Source organism: Cellvibrio sp. KY-YJ-3 (genome assembly GCF_008806955.1).
In the GTDB taxonomy this organism is placed as follows: domain Bacteria; phylum Pseudomonadota; class Gammaproteobacteria; order Pseudomonadales; family Cellvibrionaceae; genus Cellvibrio.
Window position 1 is genome coordinate 1,532,552 of record NZ_CP031727.1, and the last position, 12,833, is coordinate 1,545,384.

At 51.5% G+C, this 12,833-nt stretch carries 12 protein-coding genes and 1 tRNA gene; 10 read left to right on the forward strand and 3 right to left on the reverse strand.

All coding sequences use genetic code 11. The annotated features are described in order from the left end of the window. Positions 1-13: 13 nt before the first annotated feature. The 3 genes from D0B88_RS06450 to D0B88_RS06460 all read right to left on the reverse strand — a co-directional run bounded on the left by D0B88_RS06450 (position 14) and on the right by D0B88_RS06460 (position 3,368). Positions 14-1,063, reverse strand: a complete 1,050-nt coding sequence (locus D0B88_RS06450; RefSeq protein WP_151055976.1) for an FHA domain-containing protein — start codon at positions 1,061-1,063, stop codon at positions 14-16. Next, positions 1,060-2,481, reverse strand: a complete 1,422-nt coding sequence (locus tag D0B88_RS06455) for a S1C family serine protease (RefSeq protein ID WP_225318563.1) — start codon at positions 2,479-2,481, stop codon at positions 1,060-1,062. The genes D0B88_RS06450 and D0B88_RS06455 overlap by 4 nt, the downstream gene beginning before the upstream one ends. A gap of 179 nt (positions 2,482-2,660) precedes the next feature. Then, a complete protein-coding gene (locus D0B88_RS06460; RefSeq protein WP_225318564.1) occupies positions 2,661-3,368 on the reverse strand; it encodes a ComF family protein in 708 nt (235 codons plus the stop codon). Between the two features lie 169 nt (positions 3,369-3,537). Here D0B88_RS06460 and bioB point away from each other — a divergent pair, with 169 nt between their 5' ends. The 10 genes from bioB to nusA all read left to right on the forward strand — a co-directional run bounded on the left by bioB (position 3,538) and on the right by nusA (position 12,827). Then, positions 3,538-4,596, forward strand: coding sequence for a biotin synthase BioB (gene bioB / locus D0B88_RS06465; RefSeq protein WP_151055980.1), 1,059 nt, complete (start codon positions 3,538-3,540; stop codon positions 4,594-4,596). A 64-nt stretch (positions 4,597-4,660) separates the two neighbouring features. Further along, a complete protein-coding gene (bioF, locus tag D0B88_RS06470; protein WP_151055982.1) occupies positions 4,661-5,854 on the forward strand; it encodes an 8-amino-7-oxononanoate synthase in 1,194 nt (397 codons plus the stop codon). Continuing rightward, complete coding sequence (gene bioC / locus D0B88_RS06475; RefSeq protein WP_151055984.1) at positions 5,847-7,397, forward strand: malonyl-ACP O-methyltransferase BioC; 1,551 nt, start codon at positions 5,847-5,849, stop codon at positions 7,395-7,397. Before bioF ends, bioC begins: the two co-directional genes overlap by 8 nt. After that, a complete protein-coding gene (bioD, locus tag D0B88_RS06480; RefSeq protein WP_151055986.1) occupies positions 7,390-8,085 on the forward strand; it encodes a dethiobiotin synthase in 696 nt (231 codons plus the stop codon). The genes bioC and bioD overlap by 8 nt, the downstream gene beginning before the upstream one ends. Before the next feature lie 46 nt (positions 8,086-8,131). Continuing rightward, positions 8,132-8,806 carry a DUF2459 domain-containing protein gene (locus D0B88_RS06485; RefSeq protein ID WP_225318636.1) on the forward strand — a complete coding sequence of 225 codons (675 nt, stop codon included), beginning with the start codon at positions 8,132-8,134 and terminating at the stop codon, positions 8,804-8,806. 170 nt (positions 8,807-8,976) lie between these two features. Continuing rightward, entirely contained in the window at positions 8,977-9,234 is a 258-nt protein-coding gene (locus tag D0B88_RS06490; protein WP_151055988.1) for a hypothetical protein, read from the forward strand. Between the two features lie 44 nt (positions 9,235-9,278). Next, the gene (locus tag D0B88_RS06495) at positions 9,279-10,214 is read left to right on the forward strand and encodes a putative metalloprotease CJM1_0395 family protein (protein WP_151055990.1); all 936 of its coding nucleotides are present in this window, start codon (positions 9,279-9,281) and stop codon (positions 10,212-10,214) included. A gap of 151 nt (positions 10,215-10,365) precedes the next feature. Further along, a tRNA-Met gene (locus D0B88_RS06500) sits at positions 10,366-10,442 on the forward strand. 294 nt (positions 10,443-10,736) lie between these two features. Next, positions 10,737-11,234, forward strand: coding sequence for a ribosome maturation factor RimP (gene rimP / locus D0B88_RS06505; RefSeq protein ID WP_151055992.1), 498 nt, complete (start codon positions 10,737-10,739; stop codon positions 11,232-11,234). Between the two features lie 111 nt (positions 11,235-11,345). Then, positions 11,346-12,827 (forward strand): transcription termination factor NusA, encoded by a 1,482-nt coding sequence (gene nusA / locus D0B88_RS06510; RefSeq protein ID WP_007645220.1) that lies wholly within the window; start codon positions 11,346-11,348, stop codon positions 12,825-12,827. Positions 12,828-12,833 lie beyond the last annotated feature (6 nt).

The window sequence follows — 12,833 nt, forward strand, 5'->3', positions numbered from 1 at the left end:
CTCCTGTAAACAATTATGGTTGGCTTGGCGTGTTGGTTATAGCGGCACTGCTGCTATTACCGGATGCAGCACTGCTGCTTTGAGTGGCGCCTTCCTCTTTTTTCGGGCCATCTTCATCACTGCTGTCTTTGCGATTGCTATCCACTGTGGCTTTGAGTGAGTCAATGTCGGTCATAAATTCCGCCAAACTCACATCGCGACTGATACGCAAGGCGGGCGGATAAAGTTGACTCAGGTAAAGCGCATCGCCCAAGTGATTGCTGGCCTGATATTGCTTGGTCATGGAGATGCCCGAGCCAGCCAGCGCCAGCGCCAGCAAATAAAGTTTCAGACGTCCGGGGCGTTTGTTGCCCGCGGTACGCATGTGGAAGTAGAGGGTTATCGCGCAGATAAAAATCAGCGGGTGCACTGTGAAATGTGCCAAGGTCTCCCAACTAAAGGCATAGGCGAGCATGCTGCTCAGGTAGTCCCACAGTTCCAGCCCTGCAAGCCCCAAACTCACAATAAACAAGTGGCGACCAAAGCGCGCTTGACCGTTGAGAAGTTTGCTAAAGATGGCCCAGATGCCGCTCCAGCCCAGCGCAAAACCGATCACGCTGACCAGTTCGAGCAGGTATTTGCTGAGTGTGCCCTGATTCAAATCGCTCAGCCAGGTGGTCAGCAGGCCGGTTGCCACGAGCAATACCAAACCGGCAAGCGCTGGTAACAAACCTTCCCAGCGGTGATTGGTAAAGTCGGTTTGCTCGGCCGCGACCTGATAATCCGGCGTGCGAATGCGCAGACGAGTATGGCCCAAGCGGTACACCGCATCCCCATCTACTACAAAAAAGCGTTCGCGATGATTGGCGCGGGTGATGCCGTTAAAACTGTCCAGATCATTGATGATCAGTTCATCTAATTGATTGAGTTCAATCTGGGCGTGATGCGCTGCGGTGTGCGGGTCATCGAGAATAATATCGTTGTCATAGGCGCGGCCTATGCGAATGGGTAATTGGGTCAATTTGTGGCGATGAAGTACCTCGCCATCCGCGGTCAGCTGCTCAACAAACAAAAGGCGGTTCATTGCGACACCTCCGTTTTGTCAGTCGGTGTAATCGTGGTGGTGGCGTCCGGTTCTGAGCGGCGGCGATCAATGCCCTGAATAAATTGTTCGATTAAACGCGTGCCATTGGCATAGGACACGCCTTGGATATTGATCAGGCTTTGCAGGCTCATTTGGCTATCGTCAGTACTGGCGGTAATCAGGGTAAAGTCATAGAGGTCTTTGAATTTGTGATAGGCCTCGGTGCACACCAAGGCGCGCAGCGAAATAGCATTGTGGGTCACAAAACTCTCGGTGCAGGCGGCGGGTGTAATGGTGTCACTTTTGGCGGTGCTGTAAACCTGATCGGCGAACATTTGGCTGGCCAATTGGGAAAATTGCAGGCTGTTGAGTTTGCGATTACGCGCATATTGGTGACGCATGGTCACATGACCGGTCTGCAAATCACCGGAGACAAAAATGGCCGATTCCATGGAGCAGTTGATACTTGCAACGGTATAGGCTTTTTTGGCTGAGCTGTCGGAGTTGCCCCAGCAGCGCACTTGATCGGATTCGCGCACCGGTACCGAATAGGGGCCGAGTTGTTTGATGCTGAAAGGTTTGTCGAGCAGGGTGTCTACCATTGCTGACTGATGCTGTAATAACTGCTCACCAATAATGGGTTTGAAATCGGTGGGCGCTGTCATCTCACTGGTGACGCGCGCCAGTAATTGCTGCACGTAGATTGCGGGCACCAAAAAACTCACCAATTCACCATCGCGGCGATGAGCGACGTTTACTCCCGCTACCTGACCGTCGGCGGTCACATTGGGGCCGCCACTCATGCCCGGGTTAACCGGGCCGGTAAACATCAGCTGATCGGAAAACCCGCGCGCGCTGATGCCGTTGTAAGTACCTTCAGAAATGGTAAAACCCAAGTCCAGCGGGTTGCCGAGGGAGTAAAGTTTTTCACCCTGGCTCAAGCGCTCAAGCGGCGGCTGTTGGCTGCTGCCTGCTGCGTGGGGAACGTTAAAAAAGCCAGTACCGTTACGGGCAATGCGCACTATCGCCAAATCATGCAGTACATCCACCGCCAGCAGTTCAATGGCACCACTTTTTCCCTGGGTGTCTTTGTATTCCCCAAAGTAGGTATCTGGTTCCAGCGCGATTTGCGAGATGACATGAAAGTTGGTTACCACCAAATTAGAGGTGCCAATCAAAAAGCCCGATCCCACTGAAGATTGGCTATTACCGTTCTTCAGTAAAACGCGCAGTTGCAACAGATCCTGCTGCCCCGCGGCATACAGTTGCTGCGCAGTTGATGAAGGTTGTGCCGGAGTGGAAGCTGTTGTGGCAGGGGCTGCGGCACTGGTGGGCGGGTTGAGCTGCGCCAACACGGGAATACTAAGGCAGCTCGCCAAGGAGAGCGCGCAGGCCAGCAGGCGGTGCGAAGTAGTCATGAATGTCCTTAGGTTATCGGCTGGTGATAATGCACTCATGGAGGGCATTAGGTGAAAATGAAGCTATGACGAATAGTAGCGACAATCTATCACCCCCGGTAGGTGTATAGCGCAGGATTTATCCCTGCTTTACGTATGCGCAGTGATTTACGTAACCCCGCGCTGCAGGGTTCATCGGTTTAGTGATCGGGCGTGCGCGCCAGCGCCCAGACATCCACCCGCGCCGCGCCCGCTTTGATCAGCAGCTCGCTTAAACAGCGCGCCGTTGCCGTGGTGGTTACCACGTCATCGATCAGCGCCACATGTGCACCTTTTAACAGCGGTCGATATTTGGGGGTGATCTCAAAGGCGCGACGTAAATTGCCCTGCCGCTCGCGTCGGCTAAGACCTTTTTGCGAGTGGCCATGCTGTTGGCGCTGTAATGCATTTACCAGTGGCAGCTTTAATCCTTGGGCGATGGGGTAGGCCAGTAGTTCACTTTGATTAAATCCGCGCTGCCAGCGCTTGCGCCAATGCATGGGCACCGGCACCACAAAATCCGGTCGTGTTACTTGCTGGCAGTGGTGCAGTAAGAGCTGAGCGAGTTGTTTGCCGCTGCTTAGCTGGCGCCGGTATTTGAATTGATGGATCAAAAAGTCGAGTGGATGGCTGTATTCGTAAGGAATACAGCATTGGCTAAACGCCGGTGGTTGGCGCACGCAGTGACCGCACAAGGGCGCATCGCTAGCCAGTGGAATACTGCACTGTGCGCAGCACCAGCGGTGTTGATCCAAACGTGGTAGTGACCGCTCACATTCGCTGCAGATACTGTCTTTATTGGTTTGGCCGCAGAGCAGGCACGGCTGGGGCAATAATCGTTGGAAGCCATTTTTAAGCAAGTGCCACATACAGGGTCCTTGTATTGTGTGTGAGTCGAGCGCCCGAGCGGCTCATTGTCGATAGTGGTTTTGCCTTTGTCAAAAATGATTAGTAAACCAAAAAAGTTTTTTTGGTTGACAGCTTTTACCTCTCCGCTAAGATGCGTTATCTGTTTCCTGAACCTATGGACGCCCTCTTATGAACGCCAGCTTTGCCCCCACCATTCGCCACGACTGGACACGCGCCGAAATTCTCGCCCTGTTTGAACTGCCCTTTAGCGACCTGATGTTTCAGGCGCAAAGTGTACATCGCGCCTACTTCAACCCCAATGAGGTGCAAGTCAGTACGCTCTGTTCGATCAAAACCGGCGCCTGCCCCGAAGATTGCGCCTACTGCCCGCAATCAGCCCGTTACGACACCGGCCTTGAGCGCGAAAAATTGATGGCAGTGGAAAAGGTAATCGAAGAAGCCAAGGCCGCCAAAGCCTCAGGTGCGACCCGCTTTTGTATGGGTGCGGCGTGGCGTTCACCCAAGAACAAAGACATGCCCTACGTGACTACCATGGTGAAAGGCGTTAAAGAACTGGGTCTGGAAACTTGTATGACCCTGGGTATGCTCGATCAGGATCAGGCGCAGGAACTGGCCGATGCTGGTCTGGACTACTACAACCACAACCTTGATACCTCGCCTGAATACTACGGCGAAATTATCACCACCCGCACCTATCAAGACCGCTTGGAAACACTCGCCAATGTGCGTAAGGCGGGCATGAAAGTCTGCTGTGGCGGTATTGTCGGTATGGGCGAAGAGGAAAGTGATCGTGCAGGTTTGTTGCAACAGCTGGCGAATATGGCCGATCACCCAGAATCCGTGCCAATTAATATGTTGGTGAAAGTGGGTGGCACCCCGCTGGAAAACGAAGCCGATCTCGATCCGCTCGATTTCATTCGCACCATCGCCGTCGCGCGTATTCTTATGCCGCAATCCCACGTGCGTTTATCTGCCGGTCGCGAACAAATGAACGAGCAGACGCAGGCTATGGCATTCCTTGCGGGCGCCAACTCGATTTTCTACGGCGAAAAATTACTGACTACACCCAACCCCGAAGCCAACAAAGACATGCAGCTGTTTAAAAAGCTCGGCATCAAACCCGAAGCTTACGAAGTGCATGAAGATGAAAGCGAACAGGAAGCGGCGATAGTCAATAAACTGCAAGAAACCGCACTGGATTCGATGTTTTATAACGCCGCAAAATAGTTCGCATTTTGTCTTCTCTCAATGGCGGCTTGCTGCGCTAAGCCGCCCTACATGTACTGCATTCATGTCTTCTCATCTCGATCAAACTCTCGCTCCTGCCCTTGCTGAACGCCGTGCGGCGCATTTGTATCGCACGCGCAAATTATTGCAGTCACCGCAAACGCCACAAGTGGTTGTTGATGGCAAAAGTTACCTCGCGTTTTGCAGTAACGATTATTTAGGGCTGGCCAATCACCCGGAGGTGATTTCTGCACTGCAAAAATCGGCAGCAAAATTCGGCGTGGGCAGCGGCGCATCGCATTTGGTGGCGGGGCATTCGAGCGAACATCACGCATTGGAAGAAGAGCTGGCCGCATTTACCGGGCGCGAACGCGCACTGTTATTTTCCACCGGCTACATGGCCAATATGGGCGCCATTACCGCGCTGGTCGGGCAGGGCGATGCAGTCTTTGAGGATCGGTTAAATCACGCCAGTTTATTGGATGCGGGTTTATTAAGCGGCGCGCGCTTCCAGCGATTTTTGCACAATGATCTGCAGAATTTGCAAAATCGTCTGGATAAAACCGACGCGCAGCGAAAATTAATTGTGGTTGATGGCGTATTCAGTATGGACGGCGATTGTGCGCCACTGCCGGAACTCGCTGTAGTCGCAAAAAAAAATAATGCTTGGTTGATGGTGGATGATGCCCACGGTTTTGGCTGCTTGGGAAAAACTGGTGCGGGCAGCTGTGAACATTTTGGTTTAACACAAAATGATGTGCCGATTTTAATGGGTACACTCGGCAAAGCGGCGGGCAGTTTTGGCGCTTTTATCGCAGGCAGCGAAACGCTAGTTGAAAGCCTGATCCAATTTGCGCGCCCCTATATTTACACCACGGCTATGCCGCCAGCAGTTGCTGCCGCCACGCGTGCGAGTTTGCGTTTAATTCAAACCGAGCACTGGCGCCGTGAGCATCTTAATAAATTAATTGCGCATTTTCGTGCGGGCGCGCAAGCACTGAATTTGCAATTAATGGATTCCTTCTCGCCCATTCAGCCAATTGTTATCGGTGATGAAGCAAATGCGTTATTGATATCGCAAAAACTCGCGGAGCGCGGCATTTTAATTATTGCGATTCGCCCGCCGACAGTGGCTGTTGGTAGCTCGCGCTTGCGTATTACTTTTTCGGCGGAGCACAGTATTGCGCAGGTGGATCAACTATTAACAGCGCTGGCAGAAATCATGCGGGGAATTGGGGGCGAGGCGGCGCATGAGTAACCTGGTATTAATTCACGGCTGGGGCTGCGACAGCCGCACCTGGCAGCCGCTAATGCCCGCACTGCAAAATATCGCCACTGTTACCTTGATTGATTTGCCCGGTTTCGGCGCAAGTCCGGTATTGCCGGAATTTTCGTTGGATGCAGTGCTCGATAAAATTGCTGCACAACTACCACAAAATTCAGTTGTTATGGGTTGGTCGTTGGGCGGAATGCTAGCGGTGCAATTGGCGGTGCGTTACCCGCAAAAAATAAGCGGCGTTATTTCGCTCGCGGCCAATCTTAAATTTGTCGCGACGGCCGATTACCGATCAGCGATGCCGCCTGCGATAAATAACAATTTCAATAACAGCTTTGCGCAAGATCCGCAGGCAAGTTTAAAAGTATTTGGTGGTTTGTTAGCGCAGGGCGATGAGCACGAACGCGCATTACTCAAACAATTGCGCCGCACTGAAACCGGCGAAATAAATCCGAATTGGCTAGAAGCGCTGGAGCTATTAGCGCAGCTGGATAATCGCGCTGCATTTGCGCAATTAACCGTGCCGGGGTTGCATCTGCTCGCCGAAAACGATGCGTTAGTTCCAGTGTCTGCCGCAAAAACGATGGTGGAATTGAATTCGCAGCAGCAGATTGTGGTGCTAGAAAATACCGCCCACGCACTGCATTGGAGTCGCCCTCAAGCGGTGATTGGTGCGGTGACTGATTTTTTATTGCCGCAATTTTCGCAAGTAAAAACATCGACGCTGTTAGATAAAAAAAAGATCGCCCACTCTTTCGGCCGCGCCGCTGCAACTTATGATTCAGTCGCGCAATTACAGCGCGATGTGGGCGCTGAACTTTTTCTACAGTTGCCAGAGAATTTGCCTGCTAATGCCCGCATTCTGGATGTGGGTTCCGGTACCGGTTTTTTTACCGCCCTGCTCGCCCAGTGCTACCCACAGGCGCAAGTGATTGGTTTGGATCTGGCGGAGGGCATGTTGCACTTTGCGCGCAATACTCTGCCCGATGCAATTCACTGGCTGTGTGGCGATGCGGAAAATTTGCCACTGGCCAATAACAGTGTTGATGTCATTTTTTCCAGCCTGGCGATCCAGTGGTGCAATAATCTGTCGCAGTTAATGGCGGAATTGCAGCGGGTATTAAAGCCGGGTGGTCGCGTCCATATCGCTACACTTGGCCCCGCTACGCTGCATGAATTAAAAGCAGCTTGGCAAACAGTGGATAATTATGTGCACGTTAATCGCTTTCAGCCGGTTGGTGAATTAACCGCAGCGCTAGCGCAGGGCGGCTTGCAATTGGAACAGTTGCAGGCACAAGAGCGGGTACTTTATTTTGCGCGTGTGGCAGATTTAACTCGTGAGCTAAAAGCGCTCGGCGCGCACAATATTAATAGCGGTAAACCAGAAGGGCTTACCAGTCGTGCACGGTTATTAGCCTTTAAAAATGCTTACGAACAGTTTCGTACTTCGCAGGGTTTGCCCGCCAGTTACGATGTTATTTATTTATCCGCTATCCAATCGAGCGCAGGCAAATCCCATGGCTAAAAAAGTATTTTTTATCGCCGGTACTGATACCAATGTGGGTAAAACATTGGTCGCGGCTGGTTTATTAGTTGCGGCAAAAAATCTCGGGCTGACCACTGCCGCGTTAAAACCGGTTGCGGCGGGCTGTGAAAAAACTGACAGTGGTTTGCGCAATGCGGATGCACTTTTACTGCAATCCGTTATCACCGAGACCATGGTCTACGAACAAATTAATCCGATTGCATTGGAAGCCGCTATAGCGCCCCATATTGCTGCGCAACAGGAAAAGCGTGTGCTCTCGGCGGATCGTTTGGCGGGCTTTTGTCGTGGTAGTTTAAATCAGGCTAATGTCACGCTTATTGAGGGTGCAGGCGGCTGGCGTGTACCCTTAAATCCAAGCGAAACCATGGCTGACCTTGCGCGCATTTTGCGTCTGCCGGTTATTCTGGTGGTGGGTGTGCGTTTGGGCTGTATCAATCACGCGTTGCTCACCGTGGAGGCGATTCGCAACGACGGTTTAACCCTCGCCGGTTGGGTCGCCAATTGTGTGGATGCAGATATGCCGGTACTGCAGGAAAATATCCAAAGTTTGGCCGCGCGTATTCCCGCCCCCTGTTTGGGAGTTGTACCCTGGTTGGATGCGGCACAGCCCGAGGCAGTGGCGGTGGCATTGCACACTGAATCTGTCGCGCATTTATTTAGCAATTAATTGTCGCTCAAACGCTAACTGGATAATGATGAGCCACTCAGTGCGAATGTTGTTTTGTTTATTGTTGCTGCCGGTTTTATCGGCCTGCAGCAGTATGCCCAACAAACAAAAAATTCCTATCGCCAATACTGAGCACACACTCTATTTTATTTATCGCGAATGGCACACCAGCATTATGCTGGATGCCGCCACCGTTTCCCGTTACAGCCAACATTTGCAGGCGGAGGCCGCCGGCCAGCAGTTTGTGCGCATCGGCTGGGGCGATGGCGATTATTTCACCGGCAAAAGCAAATCCTTCGGTGCGGCGACCAAGGCGCTGCTGGCTTCGGATTATTCCGCGCTGCAGGTGCTGACCTATGCGCAATCGCCCTTTGGGCAAATTCCACCTGATACCCGCGTAGCTATTGCCATTAGTGATAAAGGGATTCGCCGGTTGATTCGCTACCTCGATAAGTCCTTTGCGCTGGATGCCTCCGGCAACATAATTTCCTTGCCTTCCTATGCAACAGATACCGGCCATTTTTATCAGTCCAGCGGCGATTACGGCCTGTTTAGCAATTGCAATACCTGGAGTAGTCGCGCACTACAAGCGGCAAAATTGCCGGTGCGCAGCGGTTTGCAGCTCACCGCACAAAGTGTGTTTGAGCAGGCTCGTTTTATCTCCAACTATCAGCAATCACTCGGTTTGATTGAGCAGGGCTCTTTGGCAACAGCAGAATAATTGACGGTTATATTGTTTCGTTTTTTACATCCAACTCATCTTAAAAATGCCAATTCAGGCGGCAATTCTGGCTGTTTTTTATTCGTTCTTGGCGTAGACTTACCTTCAATAGTGGGGAAGATGCGTCCAAGGCGGCTTCCTTGTCATCCATTATTTAAGAGGGTAAGCGGATGGACGTAGGTTCTGTAGTCAACCAAGGGTTGATTGGCATGCAAAAAAGCCAGTCATCCATGTTGCAGTCGGCGCAGCAGATTGCGCAGGCGGGTACTACCCAGCGTGCGGATGCCCCCGCCGCTAACTCCCAGTCGCAAGACCTCGCGTCGTCACTGGTGAATCTCAAAGTTCAAAGTCAGGTATTTGATAGCTCGGCCAAAGTGGTTAAGGCGGCTGATGAAATGATTGGCACATTGCTGGATGTGAGGGCCTAGTGCTAAAGGCTTGTGCCGGAAAGATGCTGAGTGAGGTGATCTGAGTGATCAGTAGTATTCCTTCTAGCTTCGCCAATACCATAGCGCCCTTTGCGCCGGTGGGGCGCGCACCTGTTAGTCAGGAAAGTACAGATCTTAAATCGTCCAGTTTCCGCCCTGCAGAGCAGCTGGCAGAGTCGGGGCGTACTCTCAATCGTCGCTTTCCCGATGAGCGCCCTAACGATGATGTCGAGCGCGACCGCGTTGAACGCGGTGCTCAGGAAGCACAATCAAGAAACGCCAGCAGCGATGAACAGTTAAAAGCTGAGCGTGAACAGATTCAGGAATTGGCCGCGCGTGACCGCGAAGTTCGCGCTCATGAGCAGGCTCATGCATCGGTGGCCGGTCAATATGCTCGCGGTACCAGTTATACCTATCAGCGCGGCCCCGATGGCGTAAGTTATGCCATCGGCGGTGAAGTGCAAATTGATACCAGTCCTATTCCCGGCGATCCTGAAGCGACACTGCGCAAAGCACAGCAAATTCGCCGTGCTGCCAATGCGCCGGCTGAGCCTTCCTCACAGGACGCACGCGTCGCCGCACAAGCTGCACAAATGGAGCAGCAGGCTCGTGTCGAATTGCGCCAGCAGCAGGCGATTGAATCCGAGCAGCAAACTGCGGAAGCGCGGGGTGATACCCAAGCAGCTGCGTCGGTCGATGAATCCAGTCAAACGGATACCCTGCAGACTGAGGCTCAGCGCGCCGAAGCAGAAAAAGAAGCCGAGGCCAGAAAAGAGCGTTTGGCCGAAGAAGAGCAGCGCCTACAGGCTGACCAGCAGCGCTTTGAGGCTGAACAGCGTCAGTTGGATCAGCGCCAGGCGCGCGCGGAGTTGTTTAACGAAACTGCCCGGCGCAATATCGATATCAACCGCCGCCTGTTAGAAATTGGTGTGTTTGAGGCTGGTCCTACCGTGGGAAGTTTGTTAAATAAAACTGTGTAACGCGTCTTTGTTAGCTTTTTAAACAGATTGCACAACAAAGCGGCGCATGCGGGTTTTATTTACATTTAGCTATAATATCTCTTGACCGCACATGGGGGTCTCCCTATAATTCGCGGCCTCACTTGAGCAGTTAGCAATTGTGAGTTTCAGTCGCGGGGTGGAGCAGCTTGGTAGCTCGTCGGGCTCATAACCCGAAGGTCGTAGGTTCAAATCCTGCCCCCGCAACCAAAATTCTTTGCTTCTTGTTAGATTGTTTGACAAGAAACAGGTTGAGATAAGGGACTCCCGTTTCTCGCCAATAACAAGAAGTATTGAATTTGCTTTGTTATAAAGCAGATTCAAGTCGAGAAGCCCCTTTATGGGGCTTTTTTGTATTTATTGTTTTTGTGTTTGTCGTCTCTGGGCTAAGCCCCATCACGCAGGCCTGGGTGATGAATGAAGTAATCGTTCGAATGGGCCTTGTGCCCATTTTTGTTTTTTGGGCTGCTACTTTTGCAGGCCTGGTTTATTGCGGATTAAAGCATGGCATCCAAGCAAGAATTGTTAGAGCAAATGATTATCCCGGTTACTACGGCGTTGGGCTGTGAACTGTGGGGATTGGAGTATTTGACGCAGGGGCGTTACACCACTGTGCGCATCTTTATTGATGGCCCTAACGGTGTATCGCTGGAAGATTGCGAGCGTGTGAGTCGCCAGATTAGCAGTGTGTTTGATGTTGAAGATCCCATTGATGGCGAGTACACCCTGGAGGTTTCATCGCCGGGAATGGATCGCCCACTCTATAAAGAGTCGCAGTATGTACGTTATGTGGGTGAAACCATCAGTGTGCGTATGCGTATTGCCCGCGATGGGCGTCGCCGCTTTAAAGGTGTTGTGACCAAAGTGGAAAATGGTGATGTGTTTTTATTGGTCGACAATAAAGAGGTGCAATTGTCTATCGATACCATCGACAAGGCGAATGTTGAGCCGCGCTACGACGATCTAATGCGCCAGCATAATTTGCTCGACGATAAAGAGTAATTGTAATAAATCGCTGCAAGAATCATTTTGCGGCGAATTGAGATGGAAAACGTCATTTATCTGGTGGGTGTGCGCACTTCACTGGCTTGAGGAGTTAACAGAGGCAAACCAATGAACAAAGAAATTTTGCTGGTCGCTGATGCGGTATCAAATGAGAAGGGTGTTGATAAGGAATTAATTTTCCAGGCGATTGAAATTGCACTCGCTACTGCCACCAAAAAACGCTTTGATGAAGACTCAACTATCGAAGTTGCTATTAATCGCACTACCGGTGATTACGACACTTATCGTATTTGGGAAGTTGTTGCTGATGATGCAATGGCAGAACTGGGTACCCAGTTGTATCTGGATGAAGCGCGCGATAAAGATGCCGGCCTTAAAGTGGGCGATATCTATCGCGAAAAAATTGAAAATGCGGAATTTGGTCGCATTGCAGCGCAAACTGCCAAACAAGTTATTGTGCAAAAAGTTCGCGAAGCCGAGCGCGCGCAAATGGTTGATGAATATCGCGACCGTATGGGTGAGTTGATTAGCGGTACTGTGAAAAAAGTTACGCGCGACAGCATTATTGTCGATTTGGGTAATAACGCCGAAGGTATTTTGCCGCGCGATCAATTGATTGGTCGTGAAATTTTCCGCATGGGCGATCGTATCCGCGCCTTGTTGCTGGAAGTTCGCACTGAAGCGCGTGGGCCACAATTGTTGTTGAGCCGCTCCAATCCGCAAATGTTGGTGGAGCTGTTTAAAATCGAAGTGCCTGAGATTGCTGAAGAAGTGATTGAAATTAAAGGCGCGGCACGCGACCCCGGTTTGCGCGCAAAAATTGCGGTAAAAACCAACGATGGTCGTATTGATCCCGTGGGTGCTTGTGTCGGTATGCGCGGTTCGCGCGTACAAGCAGTATCTAACGAGTTGGGTGGCGAGCGTGTTGATATTGTGTTGTGGGACGATAACCCGGCGCAATTTGTTATCAACGCTATGTCACCTGCCGAAATTGAATCCATTGTGGTTGATGAAGATGCTGGCTCAATGGATCTCGCTGTCAATGAAGATAACCTCGCAATGGCAATTGGTCGCGGTGGTCAAAACGTGCGTCTTGCCTGCGAATTGACCGGCTGGAATATCAATGTCATGAGCGTTGCTGAATGGCAGTCCAAGCAAGAAGCGGAATCGGGCAGTTACATCAGCATGTTTATGAATGCGTTGGATGTGGATGAAGATATCGCTGGTGTATTGGTCGAAGAAGGTTTTACTACGCTCGAAGAAGTTGCCTATGTGCCGCTGGAAGAAATGCTCGCCATTGACGGTTTTGATGAAACTATCGCCGAAGAATTGCGTGCGCGCGCCAAAGATGCCTTGCTGACACAAGCCTTGGCATCGGAAGAGCGTATCGAAGGTGTTGCACCGGCAGAAGATCTGTTGGGTATGGAAGGTATGGATGAGGCGCTGGCAATTAGTTTGGCTAGTCGCGGCATAGTCACTATGGAAGATTTGGCTGAGCAATCCATTGATGATTTATTGGATATAGAAGGTGTTGATGCGACTCGTGCCGCCGCACTGATTATGAAAGCGCGCGAGCCCTGGTTTGCCTAAGAGTGA